The organism is Actinomyces glycerinitolerans, from assembly GCF_900098745.1.
GTDB lineage: Bacteria > Actinomycetota > Actinomycetes > Actinomycetales > Actinomycetaceae > Actinomyces > Actinomyces glycerinitolerans.
On record NZ_FQTT01000001.1, the window covers coordinates 197,968 to 213,712 of the forward strand.

14 protein-coding genes are annotated in these 15,745 nt (G+C 72.9%); 8 read left to right on the forward strand and 6 right to left on the reverse strand.

Annotated elements, in window-relative coordinates; translation table 11 throughout:
- Positions 1–7 precede the first annotated feature (7 nt).
- From ACGLYG10_RS00810 to ACGLYG10_RS16455, 3 genes are all read left to right on the forward strand, one after another.
- A complete protein-coding gene (locus ACGLYG10_RS00810) occupies positions 8–1,717 on the forward strand; it encodes a CpaE/TadZ family protein (protein ID WP_073327123.1) in 1,710 nt (569 codons plus the stop codon).
- A 140-nt stretch (positions 1,718–1,857) separates the two neighbouring features.
- Complete coding sequence (locus tag ACGLYG10_RS00815) at positions 1,858–2,781, forward strand: dihydrolipoyllysine-residue succinyltransferase component of 2-oxoglutarate dehydrogenase complex (RefSeq protein ID WP_244542521.1); 924 nt, start codon at positions 1,858–1,860, stop codon at positions 2,779–2,781.
- A gap of 55 nt (positions 2,782–2,836) precedes the next feature.
- Positions 2,837–3,514, forward strand: a complete 678-nt coding sequence (locus ACGLYG10_RS16455) for an Rv3235 family protein (RefSeq protein ID WP_073327124.1) — start codon at positions 2,837–2,839, stop codon at positions 3,512–3,514.
- An 11-nt stretch (positions 3,515–3,525) separates the two neighbouring features.
- Here the strand turns inward: ACGLYG10_RS16455 and secA are convergent, their stop codons facing one another.
- The gene (secA, locus tag ACGLYG10_RS00825; protein ID WP_073327126.1) at positions 3,526–6,429 is read right to left on the reverse strand and encodes a preprotein translocase subunit SecA; all 2,904 of its coding nucleotides are present in this window, start codon (positions 6,427–6,429) and stop codon (positions 3,526–3,528) included.
- A gap of 298 nt (positions 6,430–6,727) precedes the next feature.
- Here secA and ACGLYG10_RS00830 point away from each other — a divergent pair, with 298 nt between their 5' ends.
- The 4 genes from ACGLYG10_RS00830 to ACGLYG10_RS00845 all read left to right on the forward strand — a co-directional run bounded on the left by ACGLYG10_RS00830 (position 6,728) and on the right by ACGLYG10_RS00845 (position 9,422).
- Entirely contained in the window at positions 6,728–7,555 is an 828-nt protein-coding gene (locus tag ACGLYG10_RS00830) for a phosphoribosyltransferase family protein (protein WP_073327127.1), read from the forward strand.
- A 179-nt stretch (positions 7,556–7,734) separates the two neighbouring features.
- On the forward strand, positions 7,735–8,385 hold the full coding sequence (gene hpf / locus ACGLYG10_RS00835) for a ribosome hibernation-promoting factor, HPF/YfiA family (protein ID WP_073327129.1): 651 nt from the start codon (positions 7,735–7,737) through the stop codon (positions 8,383–8,385).
- 99 nt (positions 8,386–8,484) lie between these two features.
- Positions 8,485–8,928, forward strand: coding sequence for a metallopeptidase family protein (locus ACGLYG10_RS00840; protein WP_073327131.1), 444 nt, complete (start codon positions 8,485–8,487; stop codon positions 8,926–8,928).
- Between the two features lie 56 nt (positions 8,929–8,984).
- Positions 8,985–9,422: a DUF3499 domain-containing protein gene (locus ACGLYG10_RS00845; protein ID WP_073327132.1), complete on the forward strand. Its 438-nt coding sequence runs from the start codon at positions 8,985–8,987 to the stop codon at positions 9,420–9,422.
- Between the two features lie 31 nt (positions 9,423–9,453).
- Here ACGLYG10_RS00845 and ACGLYG10_RS00850 read toward each other — a convergent pair whose 3' ends face one another.
- Positions 9,454–10,335, reverse strand: coding sequence for an RDD family protein (locus tag ACGLYG10_RS00850; RefSeq protein WP_073327134.1), 882 nt, complete (start codon positions 10,333–10,335; stop codon positions 9,454–9,456).
- 14 nt (positions 10,336–10,349) lie between these two features.
- Here ACGLYG10_RS00850 and ACGLYG10_RS00855 point away from each other — a divergent pair, with 14 nt between their 5' ends.
- Positions 10,350–11,345 carry a stage II sporulation protein M gene (locus ACGLYG10_RS00855; protein WP_073327135.1) on the forward strand — a complete coding sequence of 332 codons (996 nt, stop codon included), beginning with the start codon at positions 10,350–10,352 and terminating at the stop codon, positions 11,343–11,345.
- 29 nt (positions 11,346–11,374) lie between these two features.
- On the opposite strand, the gene ACGLYG10_RS00860 is transcribed toward ACGLYG10_RS00855, so the two are convergent.
- The 4 genes from ACGLYG10_RS00860 to ACGLYG10_RS00875 all read right to left on the reverse strand — a co-directional run bounded on the left by ACGLYG10_RS00860 (position 11,375) and on the right by ACGLYG10_RS00875 (position 15,729).
- Positions 11,375–12,667 (reverse strand): DUF58 domain-containing protein, encoded by a 1,293-nt coding sequence (locus ACGLYG10_RS00860; protein ID WP_073327137.1) that lies wholly within the window; start codon positions 12,665–12,667, stop codon positions 11,375–11,377.
- Between the two features lie 103 nt (positions 12,668–12,770).
- The gene (locus ACGLYG10_RS00865) at positions 12,771–13,820 is read right to left on the reverse strand and encodes an AAA family ATPase (RefSeq protein ID WP_073327138.1); all 1,050 of its coding nucleotides are present in this window, start codon (positions 13,818–13,820) and stop codon (positions 12,771–12,773) included.
- Positions 13,817–15,025 carry a DUF4350 domain-containing protein gene (locus tag ACGLYG10_RS00870; protein WP_073327140.1) on the reverse strand — a complete coding sequence of 403 codons (1,209 nt, stop codon included), beginning with the start codon at positions 15,023–15,025 and terminating at the stop codon, positions 13,817–13,819. Before ACGLYG10_RS00870 ends, ACGLYG10_RS00865 begins: the two co-directional genes overlap by 4 nt.
- Entirely contained in the window at positions 15,022–15,729 is a 708-nt protein-coding gene (locus ACGLYG10_RS00875; protein ID WP_083565255.1) for a DUF4129 domain-containing protein, read from the reverse strand. The genes ACGLYG10_RS00870 and ACGLYG10_RS00875 overlap by 4 nt, the downstream gene beginning before the upstream one ends.
- Positions 15,730–15,745 lie beyond the last annotated feature (16 nt).

Consider the following 15,745-nt stretch of genomic DNA (forward strand, 5'->3'; position numbering starts at 1 on the left):
AGACGGGATGACACCCCCGGGGCCGCGCGGCGTCCTGTTGGCGCTGGGCGACGACGCCGACATCCTGCGCGCCATCGACACGCCGGGCTCGGGCATGCGGGTGGTGCGCCGCTGTGCGGACACGGCCGAGCTGCTCGGCGCCGCCATGGCTGGGCTGGGAACACTCGCCGTCGTCGGCACGGACTTTGACGAACTCGACCGCAGTGTGCTGGACCGATTGAACCGGGCCGGAGTAACCGGCCTGCTGCTGGCACCGAACGGCGACCGCAAGCACTGGGAGAGCGCCGGCTGGCCGGTGGAGTCCACCGCCGCCCCTGCCGCCGCGGTGTGCGCCCGCCTGCAACTGATCGCCCGCGGCCACACCTCCTCGCCGGGCCCGCGTCCGGACGCCCCCACGACCGCGACCCCGGCCGCGGCGGCAGCGTCTACCACGACAGCCTCGGCCCCGCCTGCGGGGGCGGTGGCCGCGGCCGACCTGTGGGAGGAATTCGACGCGGCACCCACGCCCGCACTGCCGCCGAGCTTCTCGCCGCAGCCGGAGGCCGTGAGTCCGGCCGGTGCGCCCGCGACTGCTCACGCCAGGGCCACTGTCGCCGGGGACACCGAGCTCGGCGGGCTGGTGGTGGTGTGGGGCCCGCACGGCGCGCCGGGGCGCACCACCGTGGCCGCGGCCCTGGCCAGCGGACTCGCCGGCGACACCATCCTGATTGACGCCGACATCGAGGCGCCCAGTCTGACCCAGCTGCTCGGGCTGCCCGAGGACTCCTCCGCGCTGGCGACGGCGGCGCGGCTGGCCTCGCGCGGCCGCCTGGACGCAGAGACCCTGGACCGCATACTCATACCGGTCAGCGAGGGCCGTCGGCTGTTGACCGGACTGGGGCGACCCGGCCGCTGGCGAGAGCTGCCGCCCGCGGCGATGCCGGAGGTGTGGGCGCACTGCCGGCGGGCGGCCGCCTGGACGGTGGTGGATGTCGCCGGAGGCCAGATCGACGACGCCGTGGACGACTTCACCCTGGAGCCGGGGCGCGGCGCCGTGACGGCGGATCTGCTGCGCAGCGCGGACGTCGTGGTGATCGTGGGCGCCGGCGACCCGATCGGGGTACGCCGACTGCTGCAGCTCATGGATGACTTGGACGGCGACCTGCGGCCGAACGGGCGCGTCGAGGTGGTAGTCAACCGCGTGCGCGCCTCCGCCGCGGGGCCGTCTCCGCAGCGAGCGGTGCGGGAGGCGCTGGCGCGCTTCGGCGATCTGGAGGACGTCGTCGTGCTGCCCGACGATGCGCAGACGGCTGACCGCTGCCTGATGGAGGGACGCAGCGTGCTCGAGGCCGCACCGGGCTCACCATTGGGACGGGCACTGGCCGAACTGGTTGATCGCGTAGACCCGCGCTCGGGCGCCTCGGCCCGGGCGGGGCATACCGGCCGTGGCGTTCGGCTACGCCGTCTGACTTCCCGGCTGCGCACCCAGCGACGGCCGAAAGCCACGAGCGAGCGCGTTGCCGCGGCGCCAAGCGCCGGGCCGACGGGCGCGGTGAGCAGTCCCGCCGTGGGCGCCCCCACGCCCGCACCGCCGCCACCGCCGGAGGAGGGTCCCGTTGCCGCCCCGGGTACCGTTGCCGCCCGCTCCGCGATCGCGGCCGTGGATCCCCAGGCCCCCTTGGCGCGGCCCGCGCCAGACGGCTCCGCGCGCCGCCGCTCGGGCCGCCACCGCGCCTGATCGAGACTTCTTCGCCCAGCCGGTCCAAATCGGACGCACACACCCGGATTCAACGCACACCCGAGACCCGCTTGACACACCTGCACCCATCGACGATGATCTAACATCATCAAACATGATCAACGGCGATGGGATGACACATGAGCGCATCAACGTGGATACTCACTCCCGAACCGGTGGCCCGCCGACGCGCCGCACTCGGCAGCGTCCGTCTGGCCTGCCTCGGTTTGGCCTGCGCCGCGGCCATGCCGGTGCTGCTCGGCACAGCAGCTCAAAGTGTCCGCAGCCTGCTGGCGCTGCCGCCCGCCTGGTGGGGCGCCAGCCAGCTGTCCGCAGTGATCACCGCGCTGGCCTGCGGCGCCGGCGCGGTGGGCGCACTGTGGCATCTGGTGTCCGTCGTCGTCGCCCTCGTCGTATTGCGCCGCTCCACCCGTGCGGGCACCCTCGCCGGCTTCCGGAACCACGACGCCGGGGCGGCGGTCCGGCTACTGCGCCGCTGGGGTGCTCCCCTGGTGCGGCGGATCGCCGGTGGTGTTCTCGTCGTCGGCATCACCACGAGCCCGGCGCTGGCCGCCACCGACTCCGCACCGGACACCGATGACCTGGGCTGGCAGCCCACCGTGAATGCCCCGGCGCAGCCCGGCACGCCGGAGGCCATCGAACCGGAAGCCCTCGCATCTCCGGCCGCCACTGCGCCGACCGTGCCCACGCCCACCGCAGAGGCCACGGAGCACGTCCCCCTGCTGCCCGATGCCGACAACCCGGGCGCGCAGTTGACCGACCCGCTTACCACCAGGAGTCACTCGGCCGGAGCCGTCGCGGGAGGCTCCCCCACCACAACCGGCGAGCCCACGGTCGCCGCCTCGCACCGCGTCGCCGTCGGCGAGTCCCTGTGGTCAATCACCGCCAGTCTGCTCGGTCCCGAGGCCGCCACCGCCGACATCGCCGCCGCCTGGCCCCATCTGTATCGGGCCAACGTCGAAACGATCGGCACCGACCCCGGGCTCATTCACCCCGGAACGCTCCTGACCGTTCCCGCTCTCACCGACCCATCCGACTCGTGAGCGCCCCGCAGCGCCTCCGCGTTCACCGACACCGCCCCGCCCCAGGAGAACCACCATGTCAGTCCTAGCCGCACCCGCGACCGCGCCCCGCACCGGGCCGGTAACAGCATCGGAATCAAGCCGCGTGCCGAAGCGGCAGCCCGCACACCCGAGACGACGCTCCGAGACGACGCCGCAGCCACGCCCGCTCCAGGTGCGGCGCCTGCCCGCCACCGCGTCCGGCAGCACGGTGACGCGCGAGACCGGCCCGGACGGCGCCGAGCAGCCTCGCGGCTGGGATCGGATGTCCTTCCGCCCCGCCCTGAAAGAGCGCAACCGGCGCGCCGCCGGACCGGAGATCGTGCCCACTACGGCGGCGCTCGCATCCGGCACCGCCACCGGCCCGAGCACCCCGGGCGCCGACGCCCTCATGCCGGACCCGGCGCGCTTCGCGGCCGTCGTCGTGACCGCCGCCGCGGAGGTGCTGTCCGGTCACCGCAGCGCCGATCACCTCGCCCGCTGGACCACGCCGGAGTTGTTCGCAGCCCTTGCCCGCCGGGCGGGCCTGGCCCGCAGACTGCTGGGGCGGGCGCCCACGCGCATGCGCCCCCGCTCCGTGCACGCCCAGCGCCCCGAACATGGCACCTGTGAGGTGACGATCCTGCTCGACGACGGTTCCCGCGTACGCGCGGCGGCGGCCCGGCTGGAGGCCTTCCGGGGCCGCTGGCTACTGGCCGCTCTGGAGATCGCCTGAAATCGCCCGAGCTACTTGCGCCGCTTCTTGGCGGCCGCCCGCCGCTGCTTGCGGTTGCCCGCCGGCGCCGTGGCCGCTTGGCTCGCGCCGGCAGCGGCGCCTGCACTGGTCACGCCCGCATCAGCGGTGCGTACGGGCTTCGCAGCCACTCGCCCCTGGGCGGATCGGGCGGGGGCGGCCGTGGCGGTGCCGTCCTCGTTGGGTGCGGTGTAGGTAATGCGCTGGTTCATGGGCTCCTGGCCGGTGGTGCCTAGCACGGAGCCGGCCTGGACCCGCTTGCCGGTGCTCCCCCGCCTGCGGGTGCCGGCCTTGGTGCCGCCGGCGGCGGACTCCTGTTCCGCCTCCTGCGCCTCCTGCTCGGCGGCGGCACGGGCGGCCGCGGCGTCGAAGCGGGCGGCGTTGGCGAAGACCTGCTCGACCGTCTCCTCGCGGATGCCCTCCATCATGGCCTTGAACATGTGCGCGCCCTCGTTGGCGTACTCCACCAGCGGGTCGCGCTGGGCCATGGCGCGCAGGCCGATGCCCTCCTTGAGGTAGTCCATCTCATACAGGTGCTCGCGCCAACGCTTGTCGACGACGGCGAGCAGCACCCGCCGTTCCAGGGTGCGCATGGGCTCCTCGCCCAGCTGGGCGCGGGCGATGGAGTTGTCATCCAGACGCTTTTCGGCGTCCTCGTAGGCGACGGCGGCGTCATCGGTGAGTTCGGCGGTCAGCCGCTCGGCGGACAGCAGGTCGCGGCCGCCGACCTCCTCGATCAGGTCCTCCTGGGTGACGCTGACCGGGTAGACGTGGGCGAGGTCGTCCCACAGGGCGTCCAGATCCCACTCGTCGGGGCGGCCCTCCTGCGTGCGGGAGGCCACGATGGTGCCGATGGTCTGGGCGCGGTAGTTCTCCAGTTGCGGCTCCAGGTCCTCACCGTCCAGGACGCGACGACGCTCGGAGTAGACCTTCTCGCGCTGCTCGGTCATGACGTCGTCGTACTTCAGGACGTTCTTGCGGATCTCGTAGTTGCGCGCCTCGACCTGCCGCTGGGCGGAGGCGATGGCGCGGGTGACCATCTTCGACTCGATGGGCACGTCGTCGGGGTAGGCGCCGGAGTTCATGATGCGCTGGGCGGCGCCGGAGGCGAACATGCGCATCAGGTCGTCCTCCATCGACAGGTAGAAGCGGGACTCGCCCGGGTCTCCCTGGCGTCCGGAGCGGCCGCGCAGCTGGTTGTCGATGCGGCGGGACTCGTGCCGTTCGGTGCCCAGCACGTACAGGCCACCGAGTTCGACCACCTCATCGTGCTCCGCGGCGCAGGACTCCTGCGCCGCGGCGAGCGCCTTGGGCCAGGCCCGCTCGTACTCCTCGGCGTTCTCCTCGGGATCCAGGCCCGCCTCCTTCAGGGCGGACACGGCGATGTACTCCGCGTTGCCACCGAGCATGATGTCGGTGCCGCGGCCGGCCATGTTGGTGGCCACCGTGACCGCGCCCTTGCGCCCGGCCAGGGCGACGACGGCGGCCTCGCGGGCGTGCTGCTTGGCGTTGAGAACCTGGTGGGGGATGCCGCGCTCATCCAGCAGTTGGGAGAGCTGCTCGGACTTCTCCACGCTGGTGGTGCCCACCAGAATCGGCTGGCCGAGCTCGTGGCGTTCGGCGATGTCGTCGACGACGGCCGCCAGCTTCGCGGCCACGTTGGTGTAGACCAGGTCGGGCTGGTCCACGCGGATCATCGGCTTGTTGGTGGGGATGGGCACCACACCGATGCCGTAGGTGCCGGCGAACTCGGCGGCCTCGGTCTCGGCGGTGCCGGTCATGCCGGCGCGCGAGCCCTCCGGGTACAGGCGGAAGTAGTTCTGCAGGGTGATGGTGGCCAGGGTCTGGTTCTCGGCCTTGATGTCCACCCGCTCCTTGGCCTCGATGGCCTGATGCATGCCCTCGTTGTAGCGGCGTCCGGGGAGGACGCGGCCGGTGTGCTCGTCGACGATGAGGACCTCGCCGTCGCGCACGATGTAGTCCTTGTCCAGGTGGAACAGTTCCTTGGCCTTGATGGCGTTGTTCAGGAAGCCGATCAGGGGGGTGTTCTCGGACTCGTAAAGGTTTTCGATGCCCAGGTAGTCCTCCACCCGCTCAATGCCGGGGGCGAGGACGCCGATGGTGCGTTTCTTCTCGTCGACCTCGTAGTCGCGGCCGGCGCGCAGCCGCCCGGCGATCTTGGCGAACTCCTTGTACCACTTGTTGACGTCCCCGGTGGCGGGGCCGGAGATGATCAGCGGGGTGCGGGCCTCGTCAATCAGGATGGAGTCGACCTCGTCGACGATCACGAAGGCGTGCCCGCGCTGGACCAGGTCCTCGGGACGCTGGGCCATGTTGTCGCGCAGGTAGTCGAAGCCGAACTCGTTGTTGGTGCCGTAGGTGATGTCGCAGGCATACTGCTTGCGCCGCTCGGCGGGACGCTGGGTGGCCAGCACGCAGCCGGTGCTCAGCCCCAGGAAGCGGTGGATGCGCCCCATCAGGTCGGACTGGTACTCCGCCAGGTAGTCGTTGACGGTAACCACGTGGACGCCCTTGCCGGTCAGGGCCCGCAGGTAGGAGGGCATGGTGGCCACCAGGGTCTTGCCCTCACCGGTCTTCATCTCGGCGATGTTGCCCTGGTGCAGGGCGGCACCGCCCATGATCTGCACGTGGTAGGGACGCTGGCCCAGCACGCGGTCGGCCGCCTCCACCACGGTGGCGAAGGCCTCGGGCAGCAGCTCGTCAAGGGTCTCCCCGTCGGCGTAGCGCTGCTTGAAGTCCGCGGTCTGCTCGCGCAGCTCGGCGTCGGTGAAGTCCTTGTAGTCCTCCGCGAGCGACTCAACCTGGGTGGCGAGGGCATCGAGCTTCTTGAGGGTGCGCCCCTCACCGATGCGAAGGATCCGGTCGACGATCGACACGCTGCTTTCTCCCCTGGTAGGTGGTGGACTCCCGCCGCGACTGCTTGCCCGGCCCGACGGGCCTCATGCCCGGTTAACCGAGCACAGACGCGGCCATGGTATGCCATCGGGCCGCCGGCGCCCCGGCGCATGGCCCACTATCGCTGACCGCATAGACCGTCGGGCAGCCCCCGAACCGCCCTCCGTGTTCCGCCGTCGGCGTCCACAGGCCGGCTTCGCGACCGCCCGCCCCGCCGCGCTGTGGATAACCCGTTCATCGACCTGGGCGACAGGGCCGGGCGGGCGCACACTGGCGGACATGGCTCGTTTGTCTTCCCGGTTCCCCGGGGTGCTCGCCGACGCGCTGCGTGTGGGCCTGCCGGTCAGCTGCGCCGGCTGCGGACGCTGGGACACGCCCCTGTGCGCGGACTGCGCGGCGCTGCTGGCGGCGCCGCCGCACCGGGTGGAGCACGTCGACGCCGCCGGAGGGGTGACGGTGTGGGCACTGTCCGCCTATACCGGGCCGGTGCGCCCCCTGGTGCTGGGCTGGAAGAACGGGGCGCGCGAGGATCTGGGCCCGGTCATGGCCGCGGCGGGCGAGCGGGCGGGCAGCTGGCTGGCCGCCCACCTGCTCCCCGACGCGGTGACGGCGGCCGCGGCCAGCGGGTGCCTGCTGGTGATTCCGGCGCCCTCGGGCCTGGGGCGCCGGCTGCGCGGGCGCCTGGTGGCGGCGGACTTCGCCGACGCCGTGGCCCGGGGGCTGGCCGTCGGCTGGCCGGAGGCGGTCCGGACCGAGGCGTCCGGGCCGAGTGGCCCCGGCCCGGTGACGGTGGCGAGCGCGGATGTGCTGCGGCGCCGGACACGGGCGGGCGGCGCGCACCAGGCGGGGCGCTCGGCCGCCCAGCGGCGCGCCAACCGGGCGGTGCCGCCGCGGCTGGTGGCGCCGGTGCGCGGCATGGCGGTGGTGCTGGTCGACGACGTGGTGACTACGGGGGCGACCCTGGGCGCCTGTGCTCGGGCGCTTACGGGGGCGGGAGCGGTCCTCGGCGGCGCTCTGGTGGTGGCCGCCGCGCCCCCACCGGCCCGTAGCCGACCCGTAGTCGTCCCCGGTGACGGGGTGAACCTGCGGCCCACGGAAATGGTGTAAGTTATGTGTCGTAACGCACATGGCAGCGCGGAGGCCAAGGATGGCTCCGCCCCGGCGGTCCGCCGGCAGCAAAGGAGGAGGTGGCTGACCACTCCGAAGCTCGCCGCGAGGTGCGGCGGGTGCTTTCCCTAGCCCGATCCCCTCACAAGGATCACCTGGACTCAGAAAGAGGTTCCACCATGGACATCACCGTCGTCGGCCGCAACGCGGAGATCAGTTCCCGGCTGCGGGACTACGTCGAGGAGAAGGCCGCCAAGGTCGCGCAGTTCGACCCGCGCGTCCAACGTGTCGAGGTCGAGATCACCCACGAGCGCAACCCGCGTCAGGCGGACACCGCCGAGCGCGCGGAGATCACCGTCATCTCCAAGGGCCCGGTGATCCGGGCCGAGGCCAGCTCCTCCGACCGCTTCGCCGCCTTCGACATCGCCATGGGGAAGCTCACCGAGCGCCTGCGCCGGGCACGGGACCGCAAGAAGAACCACCGCCGCCACATCGTTGAGGTGCCCGAGCCGACACCGCAGGCCGCCGCCGAGGAGCCCGAAGTCCCGGAGACGAACGACCTGCCCATTGAAGACTCCCCCTCCGCGCCCACCGAGCCGGGCGTGGCCGTGGAATCCCAGCTGGGCGACTCCCCGGTGGTGGTGCGTCAGAAGCTCCACGAGGCGGTACCGATGACGGTGGACGAGGCGCTGTACCAGATGGAGCTGGTCGGCCACCCGTTCTACCTGTTCATTGAGAAGTCCACCATGCAGCCCTGCGCCGTCTACCACCGGCGCGGCTGGACCTACGGGGTCATCCGCCTGAACGCGCGCGTCACCACCGACGACTGACCCGCCTGGCCCGTCGCCCCTCCGCTCCGCCCCGCGTACGCAGCAGCCGTACGCGGGGCGGAGGCGTTGCGGTTGGGGGGAATCGTCTAGGGTGGGAGCGTGCCTCGGCCTTCCCATCTGCCCCCGGCGCGCATCCCCGCCTCCCCGCACCGGCGCGACCGGCACGGGCGCGGAATGCGCGGGCCGCTGCTGCCGCCCAACCTGCCCGCCTGGCGTACCCGAGCCGAGCGTTTCGACGCCATGGTCATCGCCGCCGCCGACGATCTGGCCCGGCGTCACCCGGAGATCACCCAGATGCAGTTCGCGGTTGAGGAGGTTCCCCCCTCTGACCCGGCACCGTGGGAGCACGGCGTCGTCCTCGGGCGCGGCTTCGCAGCCGAGCCGCGCGCCGGCCTGCCCGCACGCATCGTCCTGTATCGGCGTCCGATCACCTCTCGGGCCGGCGACGACGCCGAACTGGTCGAGCTCGTACGGCGTGTGGTGGTGGAGCAGGTGGCCCTCATGCTCGGCCGCCGTCCGGAGGAGATCGACCCGGATCTGTGAACCGGCCCGCGCCGCGGCTCCCACGGAAGGCGGCCGCCCGGCGGTAGCCTGCGGGCGTGAGAAGAGTCCGACACTGCCGCAGACCCGGGTGTGAGAACCCGGCGGTCGCCACCTTGACCAGCGTGTACGCCGACTCCACGATCGTGCTCGGCCCGCTGGCCACCGAGGCCCAGCCCGAGGCCTACGACCTGTGTGAGAAGCACGTCGAGTCCTTCACGGCGCCGCGCGGCTGGCAGGTAATCCGACTCGCCACCGACTTCCAGCCGGCCCCGCCGTCGGAGGACGACCTGACCGCCCTGGCCGACGCCGTCCGCGAGGCCTCGCGGACGCCGCAGCCCCGACCCCGGCCCGCCGAGCACGCCGGCCGTCCCGCCGGGATTCTGCCCGCCTCCCTGACCGAGCCGCTGCCCGACCACCTGACCGGTCTGGGCGACGGCGAGATCGCCCGCCGCGGTCATCTGCGCGTGCTGCGCGGCAAGAAGACGGACGACTGACCCGCTCCACACCCGTGCACGGCGCCCGGGGTCAATGCCGCGGTGTCGCCGTGGGTGCCGTCACCTCGTGCGGTGGCGTCTGCAGGGCGGCGCGCGCCTGGTCCTCCAGGCGCCGGTCCCGAATCTCCAACATGAACTCGCGGTCGCGCCGGGCCGCCAGGATCGCCGCCAGGAACCGCTCCGGGTGGGTGTTCGGCGGAGGCGGCGGCGCCACATAGGGCTCGGCCTGCGCCGCCAACTGCAGGGCCAGGCGCGCCCGGGCCTGCGGCTGCATGGAAGAGGCCCGCTGCAGGAAGGTGCGCGCCGCCAGGGCCAGGTGCCCGGGTAGGGCGCGCAGGTCGGCATCCGCGGCCCACTCGGCCAGCTCCGGCGGCATCAGTATTGGCGGGGCGTCGGCGGCGCCGTTGCGGACACGCACCGCGTAGGTGCCCGCCAACAGGTCGCCCAGGCGCTTACCCCTCCGCGTCACCACGCAGGCGGACACGGCGGGAATGCCCGCCGTCCCCCAGATCTCCACGACCCCCACCAGTGCCCGTACCAGGCTGTGGCGCAGCCGGACCGCGCCGCCGTCGTCGCGCACAATCCGGGAGCCGGTCACCATGCGGCCCGCTGAACGCCCCCGGGTGAGCACCTCCACCGTCAGCGGCACCACCACCAGCCACCCCAGCAGCGTCAGGGACAGCAGTGCCGCCACCAACGCCTCCGAGGCCTGGGGGAAGATCCGCCCGCCCACCGTGGACGCCGTGACCAGGGTGATCAGCAGGCCCGCGCCATACAGCGCATAGTCGATGATCCCGGACAGGATCCGGGAGCCGGGTGAGGCCGGCAGCACCTCCAGGGCGATGGCCTCCCCGGTCACCATCAGCTCCGGCGTCATCATCCGCTCGGATGAGGCGACGTCCCCACTCACCATGACACACTCCCCTCGTGGACATTGACGCCTATGTTGCCGCACACCGCGATCAGTGGGACCGCCTGGACCAGCTCACCTCGCGCCGCCGCCTGACCGGCGCCGAGGCGGACGAGTTGGTGACCCTGTACCGGGCCACGGCCGGCCACTTCTCGCGCATCCGCACCGGCGCACCCGACCCGGCGCTGCTGGCGCAGCTGTCCACCCGCATCGCGGCGGCGCGGGGCCGCATTACCGGCACGCGTGAAGCCCGGGCCAGCGATCTGCGCCGCTTCTGGGGTACTAGCGTTCCGGCGGCCCTGTACCGGCTGCGCTGGTGGACGCTGGCGGTGACGGTATTGGAGGTGGCGATCGCCGTGGTCGTGGGCGTGTGGACGCTGCGCACCCCGGAGGCCATGAGCGCTCTGGGGCCCCAGAGCAATTTGGACACCTACGCCCACGAGTCCTTCGAGGACTACTACTCCAACTACGCCGCCAGCGAGTTCGCCGGCCAGGTGTGGACGAATAACGCCCGCGTCGCCGCACTGTGCGTGGCCGGCGGCATCACCGGGCTGCTGCCCGCCTACATACTGCTGGCCAATGCCGTCAACCTGGGGCAGGCGGGAGCCGTCATGGCCGATCACGACCTGCTCGCACAGTTCTTCGCCCTGATCACCCCACACGGGCTGCTGGAGCTGACCTGCGTGTTCGTGGCCGGGGCCGCCGGCCTGAAACTGTTCTGGACCATGCTCGACCCCGGCGGCAGGTCGCGGGGTGCGGCACTGGCCGCCGAGGGCCGCGCCCTGATCACCGTGGCGGTCGGCTTGACGGCGGCGCTGGCGGTGGCCGGGTTCATCGAGGCCTTCGTGACCCCGGCCTCGCTGCCCTGGATCCTGAAGGGGCTGATCGGGCTGTTGGCGCTGGCGGTGTTCTGGGCGTACACGCTGCTGCTGGGACGCCGCGCCGTGCTCGCCGGACACACCGGCGACCTCGACGCCGACGAGGCAGGCGCCGTCCAGTTGGAGGTCGGCTGAGCCGGCAGTGGTCCGAACCCACATACGCATCACAGCCTCCCCGCGGCCTTGAGGGCCAGGTAGGTGTCCGCCAGGGCGGGGGCCAGCCCGGCCGGTGGGGCCTCAACCACCTCCACGCCGGCGCGGCGCAGTCGCCCGCGCAGCGCATTCAGCTCTACCAGGTCGCGCTCGGCCGCGGCCGCCGTGTAGACGGTCCCGGCGTCGTCGCGCCGGGAGCGCAGGCGCTCCAGGCCCGGGTCGGTGGCCGAGGCCACCGCCACCGTGTGCTTGCGGGCCATATTCGCCAATGCCCGCAGCATGGCCGCATTCGTACCCGACCCGTCCAGTCCGGTGAGCACCACCACGAAGGCGTGCTGCGACAGGGACGCCTCCACCATCCCGGCCACCAGCGTCCAATCCGTCTCCACCAGTGCGGCGTCCAGCGGCGCGAAGGCGTCCGCCAGGGCCCCCAGCAGGGCGGGGCCGGACACGCCGCGCACCTGCGCCCGGGTCTCCACGTCGACGGCGACGGCATCCACCCGGTCGCCCGCCCGCGAGGCCAGGGCCGCCATCAGCAACATCGCCTCGATCTGGGCGTCCAGCCGCGGGGCGTCGTCGAGCCGCGCCGCCGCCATCCGCCCGGTGTCAACCACGATCAGCACCCGCCGGTCCCGCTCGGGACGCCAGGTGCGTATCACCACCTCCCCGCGGCGGGCCGTGGAGCGCCAGTCGATGGAGCGCACGTCGTCTCCGATCACGTACTCGCGCAGGGAGTCGAACTCGGTGCCGGCCCCGTGCACCATGACGGCACTGCGTCCGTCCATCTCCCGCAGGCGTGCGAGCCGGCTGGGCAGGTGGCGGCGGGAGGCGAAGCGCGGCAGCACGCGCAGCCGGGCCGGGGCCGACAGCGAGGCCTGTCTGCCCGCCAATCCCAGTGGACCGCGCACCCGCACCGTGACCAGGTCGGCGTTGCGGTCGCCGCGACGTGTGGGCGTCAAGGAGGTGCGCAGGCGCCGCCGTCGCCCGGCAGGAATCGTCAGCGCCTGCCGTTGCCCGGAGGCGCCCGCCGACGGCGGCCAGGCGTCGCGCACCTGCAGCCGCATGGTCCGGCCGGTGGTGTTGGTCAGGGTCAGGGTGTCCGCGGTGGTCTCCCCCAGGCGCACGGACCGGGCCACCGCCCGGGCGGCGCGCAGGCCCCGGGGTGAGGGGGCCGCCGTCACGTCGGCGGCCACCAGCAGTGTCGTAAGGGCCGTCCACGCCAGTACGGTGCCCGGGCGGGGCACCAGCAGCACCGGCACGGCGCCGGCGGCCAGCAGCCAGACTGTGCGCATGGTCAGGTACATGGGGCCTCCTCTCGGCGGTGGGTTGTCGGGTATGTGGGGCCAGCCCCGCTTGGCGGCGGGTGCGGCCGACGCGGGGAGCGCCGGGGGCTGCCGGCCCGGCCGGCTAGCGGGGCACCGGCACCGAGCGCAGCGCACCATTGATGACCGACTCGGTGGACACCCCCTCCAACTCCGCCTCGGCCCGCAGCTGGATGCGGTGGCGCAGGGTCGGCAGGGCGAGCGCCTTGACGTCGTCGGGCGTGACGAAGCCGCGGCCCGACAACCAGGCCCAGGCCTTCGCGGTGGCCAGTAGCGCCGTCGCCCCGCGCGGGGACACGCCCAGCGATACCGAAGGGGAGGTGCGGGTGGACCGCACCAGGTCCACGATGTAGGCCAGCACCTCCGGGGAGGCGTCCACCGTGCGCACCTGCTCGCGGGCGACCGCCAGGTCGGCGGGGGTGGCGACGGCGCGGACGCCGGCCGCCGGCAGGTCACGGGGGTTGAAGCCGGTGGAGTGGCGGGTGAGCACCTCGATCTCCTCGCCGCGTTCGGGCAGCGGCAGGATGAGCTTGAGCAGGAAGCGGTCCAGCTGTGCCTCCGGCAGTGGGTAGGTGCCCTCGTACTCGACCGGGTTCTGGGTGGCCACCACCATGAACGGCTCCGGCAGGGCGCGCGGGGCGCCGTCCACGGACACCTGGTGCTCCTCCATGGCCTCCAGCAGGGCGGCCTGCGTCTTGGGCGGGGTGCGGTTGATCTCGTCGGCCAGCAGCAGGTTGGTGAACACCGGGCCCTGCCGGAAGGAGAACTCGGCGGTGCGAGCGTCGTAGATCAGCGAGCCGGTCACGTCCCCGGGCATCAGGTCGGGGGTGAACTGCAGTCGCTTGGTGTCCACGTCCAGGGCGGCAGCCAGCGTGCGCACCAGCAGCGTCTTGGCGACCCCGGGCACGCCCTCCAGGAGCACGTGCCCGCCGGCGAGCATGGCGATCACCAGGCCGGTGACGGCCGGGTCCTGGCCCACCACCGCCTTAGCGACCTCCGTGCGCACGGCCACCAGCCGGGCGCGCGGGTCGCTGCCGTGGCCGGGGGCGCCGTCGGCCGACACTGCGGCAGAGGGCACTTCGTGCTGATCGTCCGGGCGGGACGGGGCGTCCTGCGGGTTGGGGGCAGTGGTCATCGTAAGTGGACCTCGCTCTCGAGTTGTTCCAAACGCACGGCCAGATCTGCCAGGGCCTGGTCGTCCGCGGGGGTCGGCCCGTACAGGGCCTGGTCTATTTCGGCGACGGGTCGGCCACAGGCGCCTGCGGCCGCATGCAGCAGTTCGCTGCGGGAGGCGGCCGGGGACAGTCCCAGGGACCGGCCGAGCCGCAGGGCCGTGCCCGCCCGCAGCGCCTGGGCGGCGCGCTCACGGTCCCCGGCGCGGCGGTACAGGCGCCCACGGCCGATGGCCGTCTCCGTGGCCTGCACCAGCACCGGCAGGTCCTCGGGCACGAGCCGGCCGAAGCGGCGCCCGCGCACGACCGCTAACGCCACCACGACCACGCTGCCGAGGAACAGCATCACCGGCAGCCACGGCGGCAGCGACGGACTGTCCCACACTCTGACTGCGACGCCCGCCTGCGAGGCGTCGAACCAGACCAGCTTCGGGTTGTGCCCCAGGGCGCGGATGGCCAGGGCGGCGTTGCCGGCGGTAGTGAGCTTGGAATTAGTGACGATGCGCGGGTCGGCGATCACCCGCAACGTGCCGCCCCCGTCCAGCGGGGCGGTGGCGTACGCGTATGCGTCCTCGTCTGCCGCATCCACCGGGAAGCAGCCGACCGCGCCGACGACGTCGTTCAGCGCGACGGAGCCGGCCGAGCCCGCCAGGGACCGGGCGGCGACGGCATCCGGGTCCGTGCACTCCGGCTGCAGGGAGTCGTCCGCGCTGGTGCCGGTGGGGAGCATGTCGCTCAGCTCACCGAAGTCCTGATACAGGGACCCCAGAACCACCACGTCCTGCCCCACCCAGGCCAGCTGCTCGCGGTCGAAGTAACTCATTTCGCCCACGTTCAGCACCACGACGGTGGCGCCGTCCGCGGCGGCGGACACGGCGGCGTCCCCAGTGTTCACGCTGGTGACGTCCACGCCCTCATCGCGCAGCAGTTGGGCCAGCGCCTGGGCGCCGTCGTCATGGGGGTTGTCAATGGCGTAGGGGACCTTGGAGGTCTGGGGAGTGGCCCACCAGGTGGCCAGGGCGACGAGCAGTACCAGCGCGCCGGCGGCCAGGAAGGGACGCCAGCGGCGCAGCCGTTCACCGGGGCGCGCTCCGACGACCTGGTCGCCGAGGTCGGCGACCTTCGGGGCGTCACCGGGGGGAGTCGTAGTGGTCCGGGGCGTGCTCATGCGTGCACCTGCCCCGCTGGAGCCTCCAGCGCCAGGGGAGCACGGGTCACCCGCTCGGCGAACTCCCGCATCCAGGTGTCCTGGGTGGGGGTGGGCTCGACGCGCCCGTAGCGCACGGCGTCGAACAAGCCGGCCGCCTGATTCATCTGAGCGGCGAGTTCCCCCAGGGGCCGGGCGGCCAGCCTCGCCGCCTCATGCGCGGTCATGCCAGGGTAGTCCTCGATGGCACCGCGCTCATCCAGGGAGCGCACCACCGCTCGGAAGCGTTCGACGACGGCGGTCGCCCAGTCGCCCCGCACGGCGGCAGCGTCGGCGGCACGGGTCAGGGCCGCGGCATCGCGGTCGTCCTCGAATAGTGGCGCGTCGGGCCGAGTGGCGCGTCGGGCCCAGGTGACCCGGGTGATCAGTGCCACCAGGGCCACCAGCAGGGCCGCCACCAGCACGAAGACCAGCAGAGTGGACAGCCAGGCAGGCGCCCCGGGGACGGCGTCGCGCGGGTCCAGGTGCTGGCTCAGCCACTGCCATATCCGCTGCCACACGCTCGCCGCGTGGTGGTAGGCGGGCTTGGCCAGTTCCTCCTCGGCGGCGCGACGGGCCTGGTCGGCGTCGGGCGTGGCAGGGACGTCCCCGGGCACACCCCTGCGTCCCCCCGCGTGCACGATGCGGGCGGCGTCAAGGAGCGGCACCGGGAGCACTGTGGTCATCATTCTCAGCCGGTCC